This window comes from Vibrio campbellii CAIM 519 = NBRC 15631 = ATCC 25920, assembly GCF_002163755.1.
Classification (GTDB): Bacteria; Pseudomonadota; Gammaproteobacteria; order Enterobacterales; family Vibrionaceae; genus Vibrio; species Vibrio campbellii.
The window spans coordinates 1,721,978-1,745,331 of the sequence record NZ_CP015863.1 but is presented as its reverse complement, the minus strand read 5'-3'; the positions used below and the strand labels follow the sequence as shown (position 1 = coordinate 1,745,331).

Here is a 23,354-nt window from a genome sequence, read left to right as displayed (position 1 = left end):
TGTATGTAATGCTGTGTCTTATCATCAGTGATAGTTATGTATAAATGACAAAAATGTCCTTGGAGATCAATACATAGTCGTTTGAATTTATAACTAGTTTTTCTATTTGCTAACACGCAAATCTTGCAAAATACCTTGAAAAGCAGGCTACGGCGAAAGTTTCATATCCAGCTTTCATTGCTTGTCAAAAGAAACCGTTTGCGATTTTCTATACGGAGATCGATTTATCATTAACATTTCTTTGACATTTTCACGCTTCGTTGATTAACTGGTCTGACTAGTCTGGTAAGGAGACCAAGATGTTATCTGCTGTTCGACGTGCAAATCTTTACTTAAACCTTTTTGGTTTTTCCAAAGTCCCGCTCATTTGGTTATGTCGCCCAAAGATCTTGGCGATTGACGACCAACATGTAGAAGTCAAAATTCCACTGAGACGTAGAACGAAGAACCATCTTAATAGTATGTATTTTGGTGCGCTTGCTGTTGGTGCGGATGTCGCGGGTGGCTTTCTTGCCATGAGTAAAGCTCAAGAGAAGGGAGAACGCATTTCTTTGGCTTTTAAAGGCGTGTCGGCTGAGTTTTTAAAACGTCCGGAAGGGGATGTGCACTTTGTTTGCCATGACGGCCCACTGATTGATGAAATGCTGCGAATGACACTAGAAACAGGTGAGCGTATTAATCGAGATGTTAAGATTACGGCATTGTGTCCAAGCGTGAATGGTGAAGAACCAATGGCAGAATTTTCTCTAACGCTTTCGATAAAAAAAGCAGCTCAAAAACAAGCTGCTTAATATCGTGTCCGATTTGATGGGTTTATACCAAGTCGATTTTCTCAATCGAAACAATCTTAGAGCGGTTTAATACCACCTTCCAGCGATAGTAAACGGGCTCATCGGTGTGGTTGTCTTCTTTGACAATCACATTAAGCAAATGGCGTTTCTCAACAGACTCTTTACTCACTTGTCCTTCATTTAAGCGATAAACACGGTTGGAGCTCTTGTCCATTAAACGAATAATCGGACGTAGACTCATATTCAATGTCTCACGAGTTTGCTCGTAACCGCTTAAGAACAAAGACGTCGCCATCTCAGTCTTAGAATGGTAGTGAAGAATTTGCTCTTCACGCTGGACGACTCGTTTCTTACGAATGTTTTGAATGCGGTCAGGTAAACTTGAAAGCGAACGGTAATCTAGCCATTCCAACTTACGGCCAACGACTTTCTTCGTCGTCGGATCCATGTACTTCTTCCGCCACTTTGGCTTCCCTTTACGAATCCAACGCCACATTGCGTCACGCAAGTCATCTTTAAAGATTTCACGTAGCGCATAAATAAAGGACATCGCGATAATGAAAGACGCAGAGATCTCACCTAAATAGTCTCGTGCCAAAATCACGGTACTCGTCACTACGACCATTACTAAACCTGTCGCGATGCCTTTGATTGCACGCTTAATGTTGTTACCCATCGACATGGTTTTTTCACGTAGGACGATAGGGTGCTCAATCAAACGCCTTAATAAACGCATCTTGTTTGACAGACGCGTCACGTCATCCACAACGCTTGTCGAGTTGTAGTTATTTAGCTTACGGTGCGCTTGCTCTTTCTCGCATAACGTAATCAAGCGATCTTTAATTGTGCTGTAATCGCCTTCGCGAGGAAGGTGAGCCACGAGAGATAGGAATCTCTGCTCGGTGTACCAAGACAGATAGTTATCGATGTTGACGTAGTAACGCTTGAGGTTCTCTTCATAAGGGATCGAACGACGCAGACGTTTAAGGATATCAAGCGTCAGCTCAATCACCTCATCTACTTCTTCAGCCGTGACACTGTCATTCTCGTGTTTATTTAGCGCCGCGACGGCTTTATCAAGTGCTATAACGTATTGATAAGCAAACAAACTCAAACTTACACGATATTGGCGATTGGACAGGCGACCACGTTTGGCGAGACGGCTGTGTACCAAAGGCAGCAGTACTTCTGTACTGTAGTAAGAGCGTTTTTGTGTAATCGAGGTGTAGTAGTACTCAGGCTCACTAATGATGTCGGAATTTAACCCCAACTCACCAGGGACAAAAATATAGATATCAAGGTCGAGCGTTTTACTCTTTGCCAATGCGTGGCTGATTTTTAAAGTTACCGAGTCTTGTTTGTCGACAGTGACCAAGGAAAGCTCCTGATTTTGCTAAAGCATCCTATACCCATAAGCGTCCGTTAATTGCATTAACTTAAGTTCGGACTAGGATAAATTGTTGAACGATCAAAGCATAACAGAGAGGTTCGCTTTTCTCTCTGATTTTCTTGTTAGTTTGGGTATAATTCCCTGTAAATTTAAAAAGAGACAAATTCAATGATTAAAATTGGTCAAATTAACAGCTTAGAAGTCATTAAAACGGCTGATTTTGGCGTATTTCTGGATGGTGAAGATTACGGTTCTGTACTGCTGCCTAACAAATATGTTCCAGAAGGCACTGAGCTAGGTGCTCATCTTGACGTATTTCTTTACTTCGATTCAGAAAGCCAGCTAGCTGCGACCATTGATAAGCCTATCGCTCAAGTCGGCGAATGGGGTCTAATGAAAATCGAAGGCATCAACAAAACGGGTGCGTTCGTAAACTGGGGTATTAAAGAAAAAGATCTTTTGATCCCCTTCAGTGAGCAACGTGCACGCTTTACTGCTGGCCAAAACATTCTGGTTTACGTTTACACAGATAAAGCCTCTGGCCGTATCGTAGGTACAACGAAGTTCAACAAATGGCTTGATAAAACGCCAGCTAACTACGAAGTGAACGAACAAGTTGATCTAATTATCGCGGAGCGCAGCCAACTTGGTTACAAGGCTATTGTGAACGGTGAACATTGGGGCATGATCTTCCCATCAGACGTATTCGGTAAATTGTTTATCGGCAAGAAACTGAAAGGTTACATCAAGCAAGTTCGTGAAGACGGTAAGATTGACTTAGCGCTACAAAAAGTCGGCGTTGCGAAGATGGATGATCTTTCGAGTAAAGTGATTGAACTCCTAGAGAAGAAGGGCGGTTTCTTGCCTCTTAACGATAAATCTTCACCAGAAGCGATCTTTGAAACGTTCCGCACAAGTAAAGGTACTTACAAAAAGACCATCGGCGGTCTATACAAAGCGGGTAAGATCGTTATCGAGAAAGACGGCATTCGTCTGGCTTAATCGCTTATTAAAGCTTAAAGGCAGTCTTGACTGGTGGCTCGTGGTTAAGTGAATGACATTTTGACTTTACCTTTTAGAAAGTGTCAGCCAAAAAAAATGGCCCAAACTCGTCCTTATTTTGGGCCTAGGGGAAACGGCTCTTTTAAGAGCCTGCGCTAAACGTTGTGACCAACACATATTGCTGGCTAAGTATAGAGAGAAATGCCGTTTCAAAGCGATGCTTTGCTACATTCAGTTTAGTACAGGGCACTCGGATCGCTAGTGAACCCAGTTCCAATCATGCTTTAGAACCAAAAAGCCATCGTAAATACGATGGCTTTTCATTTATTTATAGCGTATCACTTTGCTACTAAAATAAGTTCTTATCACGCACAAGTTCACGTGGCAGACCGTTTTTAATTCGGTTGCTTACCCATTTCCCAAGACCAATAATCGCACCTTCGTACTTAACGAACACTTCGCCTTTACCTGTCTTCATCTCTGCTGGAATGTTTTGTGGGCGAACATCGCGACCCATGTACCACTCCCGTGCTTCTTCAATCGTTAACTCAATAGCATTTTTCTCATCACCGGTAGCTAGAGCCGTTGCGACTTGATGCTGCCAGCGGTAACCGTTCTTGTGTGCTTCAGCAATTTTGATACCCATACGAGAGAAACGCAGTTCACCAATCATTGGCTCTAGCGCGTCAGGAAAAAGCCAAACATCTTTCTCGCGAATCCAAACTGTGCTGTCTTCAGGCACATTGATATCCATCGTATTTTGTAGCTGTTTAGCAATCTCTGCTGACTCTTTGTTTGACGCTTTCGAAAATGGGAATTTACCCATGCGCTTTTTCACTTTTGGCGCTTCAACTGCTGTAAGCTTACGAATGCGGGCGACGAAGAAGCCCTCACAGTCATAAACTTGAGGGAAGATATGCAAGAAACCTTCTTCAGTTAACGCCGCTTCTGCATTTTCAAACAGCTCTTTTAAGCTTTCGAATTCAACCGCGTCACCAAATGTCTCTTTAAGGTGATGGCAAACCTGTTGGTTCTCTTCGGTACTCAGCGTGCAGGTTGAATAAACCATAACGCCGCCAGGTTTTAGAGCATGGAACGCACTTTCAATCAGATCTTTCTGCGTATCTGCAATCTCGACAACCGACGATTGCGTCCAGTTCTTCATTGCATCTTCGTCTTTACGAACGGTACCTTCCCCTGAACATGGCGCGTCGAGTAAAACAGCATCAAACTGTTCCGGTAACCAACCGCCAAATACGCGACCATCGAAGTTGCTTAATGCTGCATTACGTACACCACAACGTTCAATGTTAGCGTGTAGCACTTTTACACGACTTGCTGCGTATTCGTTCGCTACCAACACGCCTTCGTTATTCATAAGCGCAGCGATTTGAGTCGTTTTGGAACCGGGCGCAGCCGCGGTATCAAGAACGGCATCGTACGACTCGTCATTCATAAACAAAGCCGATACCGGCATCATTGAGCTGGCTTCTTGAATGTAAAATAGCCCTGACATGTGTTCAGCAGTATTACCAAGTGGCACAACCGACTCATCCGCTTTGATCCAAAAACCCGTATTACACCAAGGTACTGGTGAAAGCTTCCAACCTTTTGCTTCAGCACGTTCGAGAAACGCTTCTACGCTAATCTTAAGCGTATTAACACGAATACTTTTGCGCAGTGGCTTTTGGCATGACGCGATAAAGTCTTCCATGTTGAGGTGAGCAGGGAGGATAGTTTGGATTTTTTCCAGAAAAGCTTCTGGGATGTAAACATTAGGATGCAAAGTGAAATCTCGATTGCAGAATTTGCTGCAAATAATATACGAAAGCGGGTCAGAAACGAATAGCCACATGAGAGTGAGTAATAAAAAAGAGCAGCGTTTGCTGCTCTTTACGACGTTAGTGTTGTCTTAACGCGCTATGGTTTGGGAATTGCAGTGCGCCATTGAGTCCAACTTTCTTCAGCTTGAGGGTACAAGTAGAAAGATTGACCTTTTTTTGCCGCTGGTGGAATTTGCGATTGTTCTGGTGTCGAGAAAGCAATGCCGCCACGGACTAAGCTGTCAAATGTGCCTGCTTTGATGTTCGCGCCACCTAGGCCAATAGAAACATCCACACCTGAGACGTTCCAGAACACACTGTTTTGACGAACAAGGTAAGCATACTCAGATTTGACCTCGATCCTCGTAACAACGCGATCAGCAAATTCACCCAAGCTGACTTTAGTTACGCTGCCTACCTCCATCTGTCGGTATAAGATAGGGGTACCAACTTGGACGGAGCCACGTTGTTCACTTTGTAGTGTGAAGGATACGCCTGGTTCCGCTTGCTCGTTCTTAGCCAAATCAAACTTGAATTTCGCTGAACCTTTACCTGGCTCTACGCTGATGGATTTCGATACCAGCGCACCCAAATTCTTAACTCCGCCTAGGCCAATCTCAGGCTCTGTTAGCCAAAAATGTGACCCGGTAACGGCGATGTTATTGACATATTCAGGAAGAATGCGGGCGGTGACTTCAACCATTTCACGCTGAAAGTTCGGCACCACCATTGTGACTTCACCGACTTTAACGCCTTGATATTTAATCGGCATACCTTTGGTCACTTCTTGGCTACCATCGGTTTCCAGCGCTATTACACGGCCAAACTTACGAGCTTGATTTTGGTCGTTGTAAAGCTTCCAACGTTGGTCAACTTTATTCTCGATGCCCGGGATAGAATCGAAAGCAATGCCGCCCTTAATTAATGTCTTGAGAGGATGCGCTTTAACACTGATGCCAGATAAAGATGCATCTATTTCTACGCCAGAGCGGTTCCAAAATACCGTTTGTGTGGTTAGCAGATGAGCATAACGATTTTCAATAGTTGCTTTGACAACAACACCGCCGTCCACCAAGTTGAAGTCAGATATGCTGCCGACTGGCAAATTACGATAGAGCAGAGGGCTACCTTTGGAAATAGGAGGAAGCTCAGTGGCAAACAGGCTCAATGTTTTCGAGCCTGTTTGGTTATATTGGGCCAATTCTGCCAACGAAGCGCTTTGGAACAGTTGGTACTCTTTCTGAATACTCTCTTGCCCTTCGCTAACAAAGCTAATTGAGCCAGTAAGAAGCTGCTTCGCAGGAGGAACCGTAACACTCAAACCTGATTCTGTTAGTTCTGCAGAAGCGCTGCCAGTAACATAAAAACGGTTATTCGATTTGATCAGGTGTTTGTATTCGTTATCAATCAAAACATCCATAAACACTTCATGTTTTGCTGCCTGCGCTTTTGCTTCATCAAGCAGGCCGACTTTAATGATTGAACCTACCACGATGCCTTTATAAAGCACGTTCGCACCGCTATCCAAACCGAAGGAGTTATCAGACACAAGACGAATCGCAATCGACTTCTGTTGTTGCTGGTCAAAGACGTTCTGACGAATAGCAGTAAATCGACGAGCGCGTTCACCTTTACCCGGAACAATGGTCAAGAAATTGCCGCGAACAAGGTTTGCGATATTTTCGACGCCAGATAGAGAAACTTTTGCCTCTTCAAGAACAAAACGCGTTTCTGAAGTCAGCATATCGCTAAAGGCTGGTTGAATAGCAGCGGATGCCAAAATGACTTCACGACCTTCAGAAAGATTTAAGTCTGTGATTTGTCCGACTTCGATGCCGCGGTACATAATAGGTGCGCCTTCGCCGCTGATTTTGTTGTCATCAGGAAGCGCGATTTTGATCGGGATCCCTCGACCAGCGGTTTTAAGGTCTTTATAAAGGCGGAACTCCGTATTCTCTTTCACCGGTTCGCCATCGTCAGGCGAGTCTACCGCGATAGCACCGCCCAGTAGGGCACTCATGCTTTCAAGACGAACATCAACACCGTCAAAGCCGATGTTGGCACCAATGCCACTGACATTCCAAAAACGACTGTGACTGTTGATCAGGTGCTGGTATTGCTCTTGGATGTTGGCTTGGATGGTGATGGATTTCGCATCTTCGTTGAGCTGGTAGCTGAATACCTCACCAATTGGGATCTTTTTGTAGACGATTTGCGAACCAATCGAAACGCCACCCAAGTCTTGGCTCTTCAATTTAATGTTCAGGCCTTGTGTCACACGTAGGTCAGTAGGCGCTGATTCAAGTGCGGTGAAGGTCGTTTCAAACTTTTTACCGTCACCTGGCTGAATAGAAATGTAGTTGCCAGATACAAGTGCATCAAGACCAGACACGCCAGTTAAGCTGGCTGTAGGCTTAACCAACCAAAAGCGCGTTTTGTCGTTGAGCAATTTAGCCGCCTCTGGGTAGATGTCTGCATCCACATAAATGCTGCCCAAATCTTCGGATAGGTTGATATCTCGCACCATACCCACTTCTAAACCCTGATAGCGAATGGTCGTTCGTCCTGCGACTAAACCTGCTGCATCGGAGAAATAGATTTGCACACGTTGTCCCGCGTCATGAATCGATTTCATTACGAGCCATCCGGCTAATACCATGGTCAAAATCGGTAATAGCCAAAGGGGAGATATACCTTTACTCCTCTTTACATCTGGCACGTATGACGTTTGAGAACTGTTCTGATCACTCATTAATTGACTCTTTTTCTGATTGTGTTTGGGCTTGGTCCCAAATAAGCCTTGGATCAATGCTCTCCGCCGCGAGCATTGTAAGTACGACCACGACACCGAACGCTACTGCGCCATACCCCGGTGTAAAGTCGAGAATCTGTCCACGATCGACCAATGTCATCATGATAGAAATAACAAACAAATCCATCACGGACCATTTACCGATCCACTTTACTGCAAAATAAACCATCATTCGCTGTCTTCTATACACCGAACGTTTGAACTTGATACATAGCAAGATGTAAGTAAGGCCGAGAATCTTAGCGACAGGCACCACGATACTGGCAACAAAAATGATGATCGCGATGCCGTACATGCCATTTTTAACCAAACCCGCAACGCCCGAGAAAATGGTGTCCTCTAAACGTTTGCCATTGGTGAGCAAAATCGAAATCGGAATCAAGTTAGCCGGGAAGATTGCAATGGTCGCGGCGATTAAGTACGCCGACGTCTTTTGGATTGAATTCGGTTTGCGATGATACAGCTCATGGTGGCAGCGATGGCAATTTCTACCCTCAGGCTGCGATAGATGGCATTCATGGCAGTGCACATCTTTGTGTTCAAAGTCATAACTGGTTTCAGGTTGCCAAGCTTCCCAATAACGACGAACGCTAATACGAGATATTAGTAAAACAGTAAAAACTTGCAGTAGCACAAGGCCAATCAACCCAGGCCCAACAAAAATATCGGAGTAATCTTGGAGTTTGAAGCAAGAGATCGCGATGCTCACAAGAAAGACATCCAGCATCACCCAATGCTTAAGATGTTGAATCAACCAAAGTGATACGCGCAAACCTTTAAACCACCGTTTGTGTAGCGACCAATGGGCCGTGACAACAGAACTGCAAACGATGAGTGGGGCGAGTGAGCTACAAAATAGGATAAGAATAGAAAGAAGAACAAAACCTTCTTGAAAAAGCGTGATCATTCCTGAAGGCAATGTTGCTGGAATCATCACACCAAACAGACGAATACTGATGAAATTAAAAAAGTGCGAAGGAATAAAAAGCAGAATACAGGTCACTGCAATAGCAAGATTACCTGACAGGCTAGGGCTTCCGCCGCGGTATAGTTGAGTGCCACAACGTGGGCAGTATGCATTTTTACCGTTAGGCAAATCGACGATATCGACAGGCAATTCGCAACCTTGACATAAGCGGACGCTGCTCGGTTGCATGGCGTGTTTAGAAAGAGAGGTCACAACGACCTCTCTACAAAGAATGGGTTAAGCGTGGGACTGAATGCCCCCGTACAAGGTTTGATATAAGCCTTCTTGCTCAACGAGCTCACCATGTGTTCCTGTTTGCGTCACTCTTCCGTCTTCAAGCACATAAATCAAATCCGCTTGCTTCACCGCAGATAAACGGTGGGCGACGATAAGCGTGGTTCTTCCACGTAAGAATTCAGTTAACGCCTTGTGCAATGCCGCTTCGGTTGCGGTATCTAATGCCGACGTTGCCTCATCTAGGATAACAAATTGTGGGTTACTCAGCACCATACGCGCAATCGCTAAGCGCTGACGCTGACCGCCGGATAGGCGAATACCATTACGACCAATTTGAGTATCCAAACCATGGTTAAGTTGAGAAATGACATCTTGCAGCTGTGCAACTTCGAGTGCTCGCCACAGTGACATTTCATCAAAGTCACCACCAAGGGTGAGATTATGCCTCAAGGTGTCATTAAATAGTATAGGTTGTTGTAAAACAACGGCAATCTTGTCGCGTATCACTTCAAAACTGATGTCTTCCGTAAGTTCATCATTAAAACGGATAGAACCTGCATTCTGACGGTAAACCCCGATCAAGAGCTGGATAAGCGTCGATTTACCTCCGCCACTTGCGCCAACTAAGGCCACCTTCTTACCGGCAGGAATATGCAAAGAAAGATCGTCCAGTACTTTATTTTCATTATTGTATGAAAAATCAACATGTTCAATTTTTACATCGACTTCTCGATTTTCTTTGAAAGGATTTACTTTCGAGACAGGTCTATGTTCTTCCTCTAACTCGAGTAGGTCATTGATGCGTTTAAGCGCCGCTTTTGCGCTGTACCAAGAGAACTGGATGCCCAAAAGCTCTTGAACAGGAGACAACATAAACCAAAGGTAACCAAACACCGCAAAGATTTGACCAATGGTGAGATCGCTGAACATCACCATTAACATTGCGACAGCGCGAAACAATTCGAAGCCGATTAAGAAAAGGAGAAAAGAAACACGTCCAGCGGCTTCTGATTGCCATGCGTATTTGTCAGCGTCGATACGAACTTGATCAGCGCTGCCTTTCAGTTGTTGAAGGAACTCTCTTTCTTTATTAGCTGCACGCAGTTGATAGATGCCGTCAAGCGTTTCAACTAGGCGGTTTTGGAAAATCTCGAACGAGTGGTTTTCTTTACGTTTGAGGTGCTTAACCATACTTCCCAGCTTTCGCGATAAGTAGATGACAATAGGGTTAACCAAGAGGATAAAAAGACCGAGCCTCCAATCAAGCCAAAGTAGCACGATTGCCGTACCAATTACGGTTAGGAAGCTGATAACGAATTTTGCTAATGTAGAACCAATAAATTTATCAATGGTCTCGATGTCAGTGATAAGGTGTGCGTTAATGCCACCGCTGCCTTTGGTTTCGTATTGGCGAATGCTAATACGTCCAAGCTTGTCGATCATCTTACTGCGCATTTCAAAGGTGATGGTCTTTGAAACGAGGGTGAATTGACGACTTTGAAGAATATTCAGGCCTTGGCTAGCGGCTCTCATCAGTACAACCAGGAACAGGGTAAAAAAGATATAACCCGTAGGTGTATGCCACGCTTCTGGTAAAACCGAGTTCATCGCCGCAAGGCCGGATGCCGGTTTGTCCAATAAGACTTCATCTACCATAAGAGGCATAAGAAGAGGGATTGGAACACTAATCAAGGTCGCAAGTACGGCTATCAAGTTCGCTAGAATCAGCTTGGACTTGTGCTTTTTCACTTGTGTTATTAACCAAGAACGGCTAATAGTGTCGTTTTTCGGATTCATTGTAATTGAGAATAAGTCCTATTAAAAGTAGGGCTGCATTGTAACGCCATACCATAAGAATGGAAGCCTAAATAAAAAGTAGGAAGTTAATATGAACATAGAACAATACCAAAGACTTACCAAGCAAGCAGTTGCGCTTATCGAATCAGAAAAAGACTACATCGCAAACCTTTCTAACATCAGCGCTCTTCTATTTATGGAACTAGAAAACCTAAACTGGGCTGGTTTCTACCTAACAAAAGGGGATGAGTTGGTGCTTGGTCCTTTCCAAGGTAAGCCTGCTTGCGTTCGAATCCCAATGGGAAGAGGTGTCTGTGGCACTGCTGCACAAACTAACAGCGTACAAAGAGTATACGACGTGCACGAGTTTGAAGGTCATATTGCTTGTGATGCAGCAAGTAACTCAGAAATTGTTATTCCTTTTACTATCAATGGGGAAGTGGCTGGAGTATTGGATATCGACAGTCCAAATATCGGTCGATTCAATGAAATTGATGAAGAAGGTCTCACTTATTTTATGGCTGAAGTAGAAAAGCTGCTTAATTCGCACGCTAACGACGCATAAATTCGCCTTCGAGTGTGGTTTTTCCTTGGCATGTCACTATAATACGAGAATATTTTTTCTTAATGCTTCGCGGAAATCCGCTCAAACCAGGAACCCTCATGACTGAAAAGTTAAAAAACAGCAAAGAAGTTATCGCATACATTGCTGAATGTTTCCCTAAGTGCTTTACTTTAGAAGGTGAAGCAAAGCCTCTGAAAATTGGTATTTTTCAAGATCTTGCGGAACGTCTGAATGAAGACGAAAAAGTAAGCAAAACTCAGCTTCGTGCAGCGTTAAGACAGTACACTTCATCATGGCGTTACCTACACGGTGTAAAACCAGGTGCAGTACGTGTTGACCTAGACGGCAACCCATGTGGTGAGCTAGAAGAAGAACACGTAGAACACGCTAAAGCGACACTTGCTGAAAGCAAAGCGAAGGTTCAAGCTCGTCGTAAAGAGCAAGCTCAAAAAGCTCGCGAAGAGGGTAAGGCGAAAGCAAAACCTGCGGCTAAGAAGCCACAACAGCCTCGTCGTGCTAACAAACCAAAAGTACAAAAAGAAAGTAAGCCTGTAGAAACACGCGCACTAAACGCTGACGAAATCACAATCGGCAACGCAGTTAACGTGAACATGGGCAAAGGAAACATGGCAGCGACCATTGTTGAAGTCAATAAGGATGATGTACGTGTTCAACTTGCTAACGGCCTACAAATGGTTGTGAAAGCGGAGCACTTGCGCGCATAAGGGAGATACTCCTACGCATGAATTGCCGTTCAAAAGTGACACTGATTGCTGCTAGCTTCTGGCTAGCAGCATCAGCTCAGGCTCTAGAAGCCAAACTAAACAAAGATGATTTGCCGGTTCTTGCACCTGAAGTTCAGCATGAAACAGCTAGCAAACGAGTAACTTCTCGATTTACCCGCTCTCATTATAAACACTTCAATCTTAACGATGATTTCTCCAAAGCGATCTTTGAACGCTACGTAGAAATGCTTGATTACAATAGAAATATTTTTACTCAAGCCGATATCGATTCTTTCAAAGATTGGTCAATCAGCCTTGATGATCAGCTTAAAGCTGGTAACAACAAGATTGCTTTTGATGTTTATAACCTTTCGATGCAGAAGCGTTTTGATCGTTTTGCCTACGCGTTGACTCTACTCGATAAAGAAATCAAGTTTGATACTGATGAATTTATTGAATTAGATCGTTCTGAGGCTGCGTGGCCAAAAGACGAAACAGAGTTAAACGAATTATGGCGTAAACGCGTTAAGTACGATGCTCTTAACCTTAAAATGACTGGCAAAGAGTGGCCAGAAATCAAAGAGGTTTTAGAGAAGCGTTACAACAACGCGATGAAACGTATCACGCAAACTCGCAACGAAGACGCTTTCCAACTTTACATGAATGCTTTCGCTCGTGAAGTTGATCCGCACACTAGCTACTTATCTCCTCGAAATGCCGAACAATTCCAATCAGAGATGAACCTTTCTCTTGAAGGTATTGGTGCTGTGCTTCAAATGACTGATGACTACACAGTGATCCGTTCTTTGGTCGCGGGTGGCCCTGCATCTAAGAGCAAGCAGCTAGGAGAGGGTGACCGCATTATTGGTGTTGGACAAGATGGCGAAGAAGTTGTTGATGTCATCGGTTGGCGTCTTGATGATGTGGTTCAGCTAATTAAAGGCCCTAAGGGTACGAAAGTGAACCTGCAAGTCTTGCCTGAGGGCAAAGATGCGAAGAGTTACGTTGTCACAATTGTCCGTGACAAAGTTCGCTTAGAAGATCGCGCGGTTAAATCTGAAATCATCGAAAAAAACGGTAAGAAGATTGGTGTACTTGAAGTGCCGAGCTTCTATGTCGGTCTTTCGAAAGATACAGATAAACTGCTGTCTGAACTGAAAACCAAGAACGTTGATGGTGTCATCGTTGATCTGCGTAACAACGGTGGTGGTGCACTAACAGAGGCAACCGCGCTAACGGGTCTCTTCATTAAAGAAGGTCCGGTTGTTCAAGTTCGTGATAGTTACGGTCGTATCAAAGTGAATGCGGATACTGATGGTCAAGTAAGCTACGATGGCCCACTGACGGTATTAATCAATCGCTACAGTGCTTCGGCGTCTGAGATTTTTGCGGCGGCAATGCAGGATTACAACCGTGCGATTATCCTTGGTGAAAACTCTTTCGGTAAGGGTACCGTTCAGCAGCACCGTTCATTGAACCATATCTACGATCTTTTTGATAAAGAGCTTGGCTATGTTCAATACACGATTCAAAAGTTCTACCGCATTGATGGTGGTAGTACGCAAAACCGTGGTGTAGCACCAGACATCGCTTACCCGACTCCGGTTGAACCAAGCGAAACGGGCGAGAGTGTTGAAGACAACGCACTGCCTTGGGATAGTATTGATAAAGCAAAATATCAGACGTTCCCAAGCAATGACGCACTTGTTACTAAGCTAACCGAACTTCATAACAAACGTATCGCTGATGAAATGGAATTCCGCTTCATCAATGAAGATATCGAGAAGTACCGTAAAGAGAAAGACGATAACTTGTTGTCTCTTAACGAGAAAGTTCGCGAAGATGAATCAGATAAAGCGGAAGCTCTACGTCTAGAACGCATTAATGAACGTCAATCTTCAATGGATAAAGAACCATTCAAGACACTAGACGATGTGCCGAAAGACTACGAAGCGCCGGATGTTTATCTGGATGAATCAGTAGCGGTTATGGTTGATATGCTGAAGAACTAAAAATTCAGTCAGAACGACTAACAATTCTTTGAATCATGAGCGAGTCATAATGACTCGCTCTTTTTTTATGTGTTTAAAACGTGTGTTGAATAGTGAACTCGGTCGTTCATACGCTTAATTTGCACCAACAATTTACGTGATGTAGATCAAATATTTCGCGAAAACGAGATCTAGAGCCTAAGCTAAAAGAAAACGATAAGGATACCGTTATGAAATGGTTCATTATTTTGCTTAGCGTTTGCTGCTTCAGCGTTTCTAGTGCGGAAACTAACAAGGAAGACGAACTTAGCCACTTTGACACCCCGTTTTTGATCGGGGATTGGTACCTCATGAATCCCAATCCCGACGATTCTTCTGAGAATTTTCGAGCGATTAAGCTGACTTTGGGCTCAGACTACACGTTCTCCATCGATATCCAGAAAAAGGACTACTCAATTGACCATTGGGATGGGTTGTACAATGCAAATGAAGACACGATTGTCCTAGGGTTAAACACGGACGAACCGCAAATTTATGCATATCGCAACAACCATAACACTCTCGACCTCAACGGAGTGACCTTTACCAAAGGACTTTCGGATGCACTTGCTGGTATTTGGTCCAGTTCTCAGGTTGGTGGTGATGGCATGCTTGCTAACAACATCAATCAGATGGACTTAATCCTCCAGCCGGACTTTGTGTTCATGTTCAGAGTATCGAATGAAAAAGGTGAGGAGTCAGTTAAGCAAGGTGTTTTCTATACCGAAGGCGAGCATCTGGTTCTTTTGTATGAGAATGGTGAGCATGGTACACGCTATACATTGAACCAAAATGAACTCACTATTGAGGATTCTAATGGTGATATGTACGCGGTACTCAATCGAGTGACGCCATAAATGATTCATCACCATTATTTCACGCAGGTTTATTAATAGTGAAATATTCTGATGTTGATTAAATGTTAAACAGAAAGCGGAGCTATGCCACTAAAAGCTCCGTTTTTTTATAGAAAGACTTGTATTCTGATACCACAACCCCTACAAATAGCTTATATCGTGATACCAGTAAGAGGTGTTTGACCCTCTAGTCCTGGTATTTTTGTGGTTCTATATACAAGGATTTATGGACATGTCTCAAGCTCCCCAAGCGAAATATCGCAAAGATTATAAGGCGCCATCTCATTACATTACTGATATTGATTTGACGTTTGATCTTTATGACAACGACACGATCGTTACCGCAGTATCAAAAGTAGTTCAAAAGGGTGAATCAACCACATTGGAACTCGACGGTGAAGGGCTAGAGCTACGATCCGTAAAAGTAAACGGTGAAGATTGGTCTCATCATGAAGTCAAAGAAACTTCTTTAGTTCTTACGGACCTTCCCGCTGCATTTGCATTAGAAATCGTCACTAAGATTGACCCAGAAGCAAATACTGCCCTTGAAGGTTTATACAAATCAGGTGGTGCATTCTGTACACAATGTGAAGCAGAAGGCTTCCGCCGCATCACTTATTACTTAGACCGCCCAGACGTTCTTGCAAAATACACAACAAAAGTAATTGCAGACAGAGCCATTTATCCATACCTACTAAGTAATGGTAACCGTATCGCTGAAGGCGAAGTAGAAAATGGACGTCATTGGGTGCAATGGCAAGATCCGCACCCTAAACCAGCTTACCTGTTTGCGTTGGTAGCCGGTGATTTCGATGTTCTACGCGATAAATATACGACAACTTCTGGCCGTGAAGTTGACCTAGAAATCTTTGTCGATAAAGGCAACCTCGACCGCGCGGGTCATGCAATGACCTCACTTATCAACTCTATGAAGTGGGATGAAGACCGCTTTGGTCTTGAATACGACCTAGATGTTTACATGATCGTGGCTGTAGATTTCTTCAACATGGGCGCGATGGAGAACAAAGGTCTAAACATCTTCAACTCGAAGTTTGTCCTTGCGAATGAAAAAACTGCGACTGACCGCGAATACCTTGGTATTGAAGCGGTAATCGGTCACGAGTACTTCCACAACTGGACGGGTAACCGTGTGACTTGTCGTGACTGGTTCCAACTGAGTTTAAAAGAAGGCCTAACGGTATTCCGCGATCAAGAATTCTCATCTGATTTGGGTTCGCGTGCAGTAAACCGCATCGACAACGTTCGTACTATTCGTGGTCCTCAGTTCGCGGAAGACGCAAGCCCTATGTCGCATCCAATTCGTCCGGATAAAGTTATTGAGATGAATAACTTCTACACTCTAACTGTGTACGAAAAGGGCAGCGAAATTATCCGTATGTACCACACGCTACTTGGCGAAGAAGGCTTCCAAAAAGGCATGAAGCTTTACTTCGAGCGTCATGATGGCACCGCGGCAACGTGTGAAGATTTCGTTTCTGCGATGGAAGACGCAACGGGCGTTGACCTTAAGCAGTTCCGCTTATGGTACAGCCAGTCTGGTACGCCAACACTTCGTGTAAACAGTGAATACAATGCGGAAACAAAAACTTACGCACTAACGGTTGAGCAATTTACTGAAGCAACGCACGACCAAGCAGAAAAACAAGCGCTACATATTCCATTTGATATTGAGCTATACGCACAAAACGGTGACGTGATTCCCCTGGTTATCAACGGTGAATCGGTACACAACGTCCTAGACGTGAAACAAGACAAGCAGACTTTTGTATTCGAAAACGTCGCAGAACAACCAGTGCCATCATTGCTTCGTGAGTTCTCTGCACCAGTTAAATTGGAATACGATTACAGTGATGATGAACTGATTTTCTTGATGAAGCACGCAACGAACGATTTTGCTCGTTGGGACGCTAGCCAAATGCTATTAGCGAAATACATTCGTCAAAACGTCACTAATGTTCAAGCGGGTGGAGAGGTTAAGCTGTCTGAAGACTTGATTGATGCATTCCGCGGTGTCCTGCTTGATGCAAATCTTGAACCTGCGTTTATTGCTCAAGTGCTTTCTCTGCCTTCCATCAACGAAATCACTGGTTGGTACAAGGAGATTGATATTGATGCGGTAGATACGGTACTGAATGGCATTACATTGTCACTTTCTAAAGAGCTAGAAGATGAGCTGAGTGCTACTTATCATGCATTGAACCAAGCAGAGTACAGCATTGCTCACGATGCAATTGGTAAACGAGCTTTGCGTAACCAATGTCTGCAGTTCCTAGCTCACACTGAAAAGGGTAACGAGCTAGCGAAAGCGCAATACGAGTCATCAAACAATATGACGGACACGATCGCGGCCATGAGTGCAGCAAACAGTGCACAGCTTGAATGTCGTGAAGCGCTAATGGCGGATTACAGCGACAAGTGGAAGCATGATGGTCTGGTTATGGACAAATGGTTTGTTCTTCAGGGTAGCAACCCAGTAGAAAACGCACTTGAGAAAGTGAAAGAAACCATGAGCCACGAAGCGTTTAGCTTGAAGAACCCGAACCGTACACGTAGCTTGATTGGTTCTTTCTTAAACGCAAACCCAGTGCAATTCCATGATAAGTCAGGTTCTGGTTACCAGTTTGCTGGTGAGATCCTTCGTCAGTTGAACGATACCAACCCACAAGTGGCATCTCGTCTGATCGATCCTCTATTGAAGTTCCGTAAATACGATGAAGGTCGCCAAGCGCTTATTCGTGCTGAGCTTGAAAAGCTTAAAGCGATGGACAACCTAGCGAAAGACCTATTCGAAAAAGTGACTAAAGCACTAGACGAATAATCAACAAAAGAATAGGGTGGTCAGTACGATCACCCTAGTTTTTTGTTCTGGCAACAAACCATTCTCATGAACCAGTATTACTTCTCTCTCAACATCCCATATCAAACATTTCTTTCACACTATTCTGGCATAGCAAGCTCTGTACAAGTCATTACTGACAACGGCTTAAGAGTGCAACTAGATGCATCAAAATTTCGACCTTTTCTTACGCAATTAGGTGTTAGAGGTCGTTTTAGACTCACAACTGACCAAAATAATAAGTTTCTAAAGTTAGAAACTCTGTGATGCCCGATATTCCTAGTGAGTTAAACAGGAATCTTAGTCACATAATCAAACATTTCACCTCCTACCACTGCTATTTCTTGTTAAACATTTGTAATTATGCTTTTACAATAAGCGCATGCATTACCTATGCTTAGTTTCGAGGCTCAAACCCGAAATTAAGTCCCCCTACAAAACAACAATTCTAATGTGGAGTGTGAATATGACCGCGCGTGAAAATGTAGTGCCGGTTCTGCTTGAAAAGGTATACCAACTAATTCAAGACAAACTCGAGCTTTCTCACCAACCGCTTGTAACTAAACTTGCTCAACACTTATTTAGTAACATTGCTGATGATGACTTAATTCAGCGAAACGAATCCGACCTTTATGGTGCTGTTGTTAGCCTGTGGCACCGCGTCAATGAAAAGAAACCAGAAGATATTTCTGTCAGGGTATTCAACCCGACTGTCAGCCGCCAAGGTTGGCAATCAACTCACACTATCGTTGAAATTGTTGTACCGGATAGCCCATTTTTGGTGGATTCCATCAAGATGGCGCTAACGCGACTCGACCTTGTTTCTCACTTAATGCTCAACAACCCAACGCAACTAGAACGCGATAAGAAAGGGCAAGTGACGGACGTAAATGGCGAGGGCGGCGTTCTACAATCTTTATTCCACATCGAAGTAGACCGTTTAACCAGTAAAGATGAAATGCAAGCGCTGAAAAATGAGTTGCTAACCATCTTATCAGACACGCGCTTAGTCGTTGATGACTGGAAGCAAATGGTTGAAAAACTTAAGATCGTTACCAACGACCTTGAGAAGAATAAAGATCGTGTTTCGATGAAAACAGATCGTTTAGATGAAACGATCGAATACCTACGCTGGTTAGGGGATCATAACTTCACCTTCATGGGCTATAAGGAATATGATCTTGTTAACGTCAACGGTGACACTGAACTCCAGCCAGTGAAAGAGAAAGGCCTTGGCATGTTTGCTGATGACAGTCGTGTTCGCAGCATCAAGCTTTCTGAACTGTCAGACTCTGCGCGCCTTGAAGCGAAAAAACCTTACGCGCTGATCATCACCAAGGGCAATCAGGCCTCTCGTATTCACCGCCCAGCTTACACTGACTACATTGGTGTTAAGAAATTCGACAAGAATGGCAAAGTGATTGGTGAGCACCGTTTCACAGGTCTTTACACTTCTGCTGTATACAACCAAGCCGTACAAAGTATTCCTCTGATCCGCGAGAAAGTGGATCGTATTCTAGAAGCGAGTGGCTACCGTAACGGATCATACTCGTACAAAGCCCTGCACAACATTCTAGAAAACTACCCACGTGACGAGTTACTTCAAGCTCGTGAAGAAGAGCTATTAGAAGTGGGAATGGGCGTCGTGCAAATGCAAGATCGTGACTTGTTGCGTCTATTTGTTCGTAAAGACCCGTTCGGTCGATTCTTCAGCTGCATGGTTTACGTGACAAAAGATCGTTACAACACCGAGCTTCGCCGCCAAACGCAACGCATTCTTAAGCAGTACTTCGGTTGCGAGCAAGAAGTTGAATTCACAACCTTCTTCTCAGAAAGCCCGCTGGCGAGAACCCATTACATTGTTCGTGTAGACAATAACAACATTGATGTAGACGTGAAAAAGATTGAGCAGAACTTAATGGAAGTATCGACTTCATGGGATGACCGCCTAAAAGAATCCATCATTGCAAACTTTGGTGAGAGTAAAGGTCTTCCACTTTCGAAAGAGTACATGAGCGCATTCCCACGTTCATATAAAGAAGACATGATGCCAGGTTCTGCGGTTGCAGACATCGAACGCCTAGAAGCGTTAAGCGATGATAACAAGCTTGGAATGTTGTTCTACCGTCCGCAAGAAGAAGCGGCAGAATCGAAAGCGGTGCGTTTAAAGCTATACCACCGCGACGAGCCAATTCACCTATCTGACGTGATGCCAATGTTGGAAAACCTAGGCTTACGCGTGATCGGCGAATCACCTTATGAGATCGAAACAAACAACGGCCAAACGTTTTGGATCTTAGACTTCTCAATGCTGCATAAGAGCGACAAGACCGTTGATCTTCGTGAAGCTCGCGATCGTTTCCAACAAGCATTTGCAGCGATTTGGGCAGGTAACTTAGAGAGTGATGGCTTCAACCGTTTGCTACTAGGCGCTTCACTGTCTGGTCGTGAAATCTCAATCCTTCGTGCATACGCGCGTTACATGCGCCAAGTTGGCTTCCCATTCAGCCAACAATATATCGAAGATACCCTGAGCCATTACCCGGATTTAGCTACGGGTCTCGTTAACCTGTTTGCTAAACGATTCGATCCAAAACACAAGGGTAGTGAGAAAGGTCAGAACGATCTCATTAAGAAGATTACTGAAGAATTGGATCGTGTGGAAAGCTTGGATGATGATCGTATTATCCGTCGCTACATGGAAATGATCACAGCAACGCTTCGTACTAACTACTACCAGTTGGACGAAGATAAGCAGCCAAAACCTTGGTTATCATTGAAGATGAAGCCAAGCGAAATACCAGATATTCCTCAACCTGTGCCTGCATTTGAAATCTTTGTGTACGCACCGGATATTGAAGGTGTGCACCTACGTGGCGGTAAAGTCGCACGTGGTGGTTTACGTTGGTCGGACCGTCAAGAGGACTTCCGTACGGAGATTCTTGGACTGGTTAAAGCACAGCAAGTTAAGAACACGGTTATTGTCCCTGTAGGTGCAAAAGGCGGCTTCGTATGTAAACGTCAGCACACTCTAACTAACCGTGATGACATCTTTGCTGAAGGTCAGCGTTGTTACAAACGCTTCATTCGCGCGCTTCTTGATGTTTCCGATAACATCATCGAAGGTGAAGTTATTCCGCCGAAGAGTGTTGTACGTCACGATGAAGACGACCCATACTTGGTTGTTGCAGCCGATAAAGGCACAGCGACGTTCTCTGATTTGGCGAACTCTGTGTCGGACGAGTACAACTTCTGGCTAGGTGATGCGTTTGCGTCAGGTGGTTCTAACGGTTACGACCACAAAGCAATGGGTATCACAGCTAAAGGTGGTTGGGAATCGGTGAAACGCCACTTCCGTGAAATGGGCATCAACTGTCAAACCACTGACTTCACGGCAATTGGTGTTGGTGATATGGCGGGTGACGTGTTTGGTAACGGTATGCTGCTATCTAAGCATATTCGTCTGCAAGCTGCGTTTAACCACATGCACATTTTCATTGATCCAAATCCAGATTCAGCCACCAGCTGGGAAGAGCGTAATCGCTTATTCAATCTGCCACGATCAAGCTGGGAAGATTACAACGCTGAGTTGATCTCACAGGGCGGTGGTATTTTCTCTCGTCGCTCTAAATCGATCCAACTAACGCCAGAAATCCAAAAAATGTTAGGTACGAAGAAAGCGTCTTTAGCACCAAATGATCTGATTAAGATGATCCTGCAAATGGAAGTGGATCTACTTTGGAATGGTGGTATCGGTACGTATGTTAAAGCTTCTAGCGAGACACACACTGACGTTGGCGACCGTGCAAACGACGTACTCCGCATCGATGGATGTGATTTAAAAGCGAAAGTCGTTGGTGAAGGCGGTAACTTGGGTATGACTCAGTTGGGTCGTATCGAATACGCAACCACAGGCGGTCGTGTAAATACGGACTTTGTAGATAATGTTGGCGGCGTAGACTGCTCGGACAATGAAGTTAACATTAAGATCTTCTTGAACGGTCTTGTATCAAATGGTGATCTAACGGTTAAACAGCGCAACCAGATTCTGGAATCGATGGAAGACGAAGTGGGTGAGATCGTATTGGACGATGCATATCGCCAGTCTGAGTCGATTTCTGTGACTGAACAACAAGGTGTTGGCATCGTTAAAGAGCAAATCCGCTTTATCCATACAATGGAGAAGGCAGGGTACTTGGATCGTGCTCTTGAGTACATTCCTGACGATGAAACGCTCATTGAGCGCGAAAAACAAGGTCTTGGCCTGACACGTCCTGAGCTTTCGGTTCTGGTAGCGTACGGTAAGATGGTTTTGAAAGAGCAATTGGTCGCTGACGAAATTGCAAATGACGAATTCCATGGAAAACAATTAGTTGCTTACTTCCCAATCGAGTTACGCCGTAACTACAAAGATCAAATGGTAAACCATCCACTGCGTGCTGAAATCATCGCAACAGCGTTAGCAAACCAAATGGTTAATGAAATGGGCTGTAACTTCGTGACTCGTCTTCAAGAAGAAACGGGCGCGAGCGTGGTTGATATCGCAAATGCTTACAGTGCAACCCGTGAAATCTTTGAACTGGAAGGTATTCTTAAGCAAACTCGTGCACTAGATAATGTTGCAACCGCAGAAGCTCAATATGAGATTATGTTCTACGTGCGTCGCGCATTACGCCGTATTTCTCGCTGGTTATTACGTAACCGTAGCGGTAAGAGCACAGTAGCTGAGCTCGTTGCAGTATATAAAGACGATGTTCACACTATTACTGAAACGCTGGACACCATGCTAGTTGCATCAGAAGTCGAAGAGCATAACGAACTTGCTCAGAAATGGATTGAGCGTGGAGTAGAAGAGAAGCTGGCTCATCATGTGGCTCGTCTTTCTAGCCTGCAGTCAGCACTGGATATCTCAGCAGTGGCAAGTGAAACAGGTAAAACCGTTGAGCAAGCTTCGAAGCTTTACTTCAACTTAGGTGACCGTCTATCACTTCACTGGTTCTTGAAACAAATCAATGGTCAAGCGGTAGACAACAACTGGCAAGCTCTTGCGCGTGCGGCGTTCCGTGAAGATCTTGATTGGCAACAACGTCAATTGACAGCTCAAGTACTAACTTGTGGTTGCTCAACAGAAGTTCTAGATGTGATGCAAGCGCTAGAAGATTGGATGACAACGAATGAGCTGTCACTCCATCGTTGGGAAAGCATCTTGAACGAGTTCAAAGTCGGCTCAGTTCATGAGTTCGCTAAGTTCTCTGTAGCGCTTCGAGAGTTGGTTCTACTCAACTTAAACTGCTCTTCAAACGAATAGGGTAAGCCACTTTAGCAAAAGCCTCGCAATCGCGGGGCTTTTTTATGTTCAAATCATAATAACTACCCATGAATAGTGACGCCGTAACTCCATGTTTAAGTTTTTATGGCATGAAATCGTTTGCTTTTAAAGAAAAAGCTAGCAATTTTGTACAGAGAATAGTTCGCTAATCGACTGTTTTTATGAGCAAAAC

General features: G+C 44.3%; 14 protein-coding genes. 9 read left to right on the top strand and 5 right to left on the bottom strand.

The window, feature by feature from the left end; all coding sequences use genetic code 11:
* The first annotated feature begins 299 nt into the window (after positions 1–299).
* Complete coding sequence (locus A8140_RS08205; RefSeq protein WP_005532386.1) at positions 300–791, top strand: DUF4442 domain-containing protein; 492 nt, start codon at positions 300–302, stop codon at positions 789–791.
* Positions 792–813: 22 nt separating this feature from the next.
* Here the strand turns inward: A8140_RS08205 and A8140_RS08200 are convergent, their stop codons facing one another.
* Positions 814–2,166: a hypothetical protein gene (locus A8140_RS08200; RefSeq protein WP_005532385.1), complete on the bottom strand. Its 1,353-nt coding sequence runs from the start codon at positions 2,164–2,166 to the stop codon at positions 814–816.
* 183 nt (positions 2,167–2,349) lie between these two features.
* On the opposite strand from A8140_RS08200, the gene A8140_RS08195 reads away from it, so the two are divergent.
* Positions 2,350–3,183 carry a CvfB family protein gene (locus tag A8140_RS08195; RefSeq protein ID WP_005430978.1) on the top strand — a complete coding sequence of 278 codons (834 nt, stop codon included), beginning with the start codon at positions 2,350–2,352 and terminating at the stop codon, positions 3,181–3,183.
* Between the two features lie 349 nt (positions 3,184–3,532).
* Here the strand turns inward: A8140_RS08195 and rsmF are convergent, their stop codons facing one another.
* The 4 genes from rsmF to A8140_RS08175 form a co-directional block, all read right to left on the bottom strand.
* Entirely contained in the window at positions 3,533–4,969 is a 1,437-nt protein-coding gene (gene rsmF / locus A8140_RS08190; RefSeq protein WP_005532384.1) for a 16S rRNA (cytosine(1407)-C(5))-methyltransferase RsmF, read from the bottom strand.
* A gap of 134 nt (positions 4,970–5,103) precedes the next feature.
* Positions 5,104–7,758, bottom strand: a complete 2,655-nt coding sequence (locus tag A8140_RS08185; RefSeq protein WP_005532383.1) for an MlaD family protein — start codon at positions 7,756–7,758, stop codon at positions 5,104–5,106.
* The gene (locus A8140_RS08180) at positions 7,751–8,998 is read right to left on the bottom strand and encodes a paraquat-inducible protein A (RefSeq protein ID WP_005532382.1); all 1,248 of its coding nucleotides are present in this window, start codon (positions 8,996–8,998) and stop codon (positions 7,751–7,753) included. The genes A8140_RS08185 and A8140_RS08180 overlap by 8 nt, the downstream gene beginning before the upstream one ends.
* A 24-nt stretch (positions 8,999–9,022) precedes the next feature.
* Positions 9,023–10,819 carry an ABC transporter ATP-binding protein gene (locus A8140_RS08175; protein ID WP_005532381.1) on the bottom strand — a complete coding sequence of 599 codons (1,797 nt, stop codon included), beginning with the start codon at positions 10,817–10,819 and terminating at the stop codon, positions 9,023–9,025.
* 91 nt (positions 10,820–10,910) lie between these two features.
* Between A8140_RS08175 and A8140_RS08170 the strand changes: the two genes are divergently transcribed.
* The 7 genes from A8140_RS08170 to A8140_RS08140 all read left to right on the top strand — a co-directional run bounded on the left by A8140_RS08170 (position 10,911) and on the right by A8140_RS08140 (position 23,161).
* The gene (locus A8140_RS08170) at positions 10,911–11,384 is read left to right on the top strand and encodes a GAF domain-containing protein (protein WP_005532379.1); all 474 of its coding nucleotides are present in this window, start codon (positions 10,911–10,913) and stop codon (positions 11,382–11,384) included.
* Positions 11,385–11,482: 98 nt separating this feature from the next.
* Entirely contained in the window at positions 11,483–12,109 is a 627-nt protein-coding gene (gene proQ, locus A8140_RS08165) for an RNA chaperone ProQ (protein ID WP_005446802.1), read from the top strand.
* Between the two features lie 17 nt (positions 12,110–12,126).
* Positions 12,127–14,121 (top strand): carboxy terminal-processing peptidase, encoded by a 1,995-nt coding sequence (prc, locus tag A8140_RS08160; protein WP_005532378.1) that lies wholly within the window; start codon positions 12,127–12,129, stop codon positions 14,119–14,121.
* A 209-nt stretch (positions 14,122–14,330) separates the two neighbouring features.
* On the top strand, positions 14,331–14,996 hold the full coding sequence (locus A8140_RS08155; RefSeq protein ID WP_005532377.1) for a hypothetical protein: 666 nt from the start codon (positions 14,331–14,333) through the stop codon (positions 14,994–14,996).
* Between the two features lie 232 nt (positions 14,997–15,228).
* Positions 15,229–17,835, top strand: a complete 2,607-nt coding sequence (gene pepN / locus A8140_RS08150; RefSeq protein WP_005532376.1) for an aminopeptidase N — start codon at positions 15,229–15,231, stop codon at positions 17,833–17,835.
* A gap of 66 nt (positions 17,836–17,901) precedes the next feature.
* Positions 17,902–18,120, top strand: a complete 219-nt coding sequence (locus tag A8140_RS08145; RefSeq protein WP_005532375.1) for a DUF2835 domain-containing protein — start codon at positions 17,902–17,904, stop codon at positions 18,118–18,120.
* A 199-nt stretch (positions 18,121–18,319) separates the two neighbouring features.
* Complete coding sequence (locus tag A8140_RS08140; RefSeq protein WP_005532374.1) at positions 18,320–23,161, top strand: NAD-glutamate dehydrogenase; 4,842 nt, start codon at positions 18,320–18,322, stop codon at positions 23,159–23,161.
* Positions 23,162–23,354: the final 193 nt, after the last annotated feature.

What these genes read in the sequence shown, in the direction of transcription:
- A8140_RS08155 (WP_005532377.1), top strand. Translation starts at nt 14,331, where the DNA reads ATGAAATGGTTCATTATTTTGCTTAGCGTTTGCTGCTTCAGCGTTTCT.
- A8140_RS08170 (WP_005532379.1), top strand. Translation starts at nt 10,911, where the DNA reads ATGAACATAGAACAATACCAAAGACTTACCAAGCAAGCAGTTGCGCTT.
- A8140_RS08145 (WP_005532375.1), top strand. Translation starts at nt 17,902, where the DNA reads ATGAACCAGTATTACTTCTCTCTCAACATCCCATATCAAACATTTCTT.
- prc (WP_005532378.1), top strand. Translation starts at nt 12,127, where the DNA reads ATGAATTGCCGTTCAAAAGTGACACTGATTGCTGCTAGCTTCTGGCTA.
- A8140_RS08185 (WP_005532383.1), bottom strand. Translation starts at nt 7,758, where the DNA reads ATGAGTGATCAGAACAGTTCTCAAACGTCATACGTGCCAGATGTAAAG.
- proQ (WP_005446802.1), top strand. Translation starts at nt 11,483, where the DNA reads ATGACTGAAAAGTTAAAAAACAGCAAAGAAGTTATCGCATACATTGCT.
- A8140_RS08175 (WP_005532381.1), bottom strand. Translation starts at nt 10,819, where the DNA reads ATGAATCCGAAAAACGACACTATTAGCCGTTCTTGGTTAATAACACAA.
- A8140_RS08140 (WP_005532374.1), top strand. Translation starts at nt 18,320, where the DNA reads ATGACCGCGCGTGAAAATGTAGTGCCGGTTCTGCTTGAAAAGGTATAC.
- A8140_RS08205 (WP_005532386.1), top strand. Translation starts at nt 300, where the DNA reads ATGTTATCTGCTGTTCGACGTGCAAATCTTTACTTAAACCTTTTTGGT.
- A8140_RS08195 (WP_005430978.1), top strand. Translation starts at nt 2,350, where the DNA reads ATGATTAAAATTGGTCAAATTAACAGCTTAGAAGTCATTAAAACGGCT.
- pepN (WP_005532376.1), top strand. Translation starts at nt 15,229, where the DNA reads ATGTCTCAAGCTCCCCAAGCGAAATATCGCAAAGATTATAAGGCGCCA.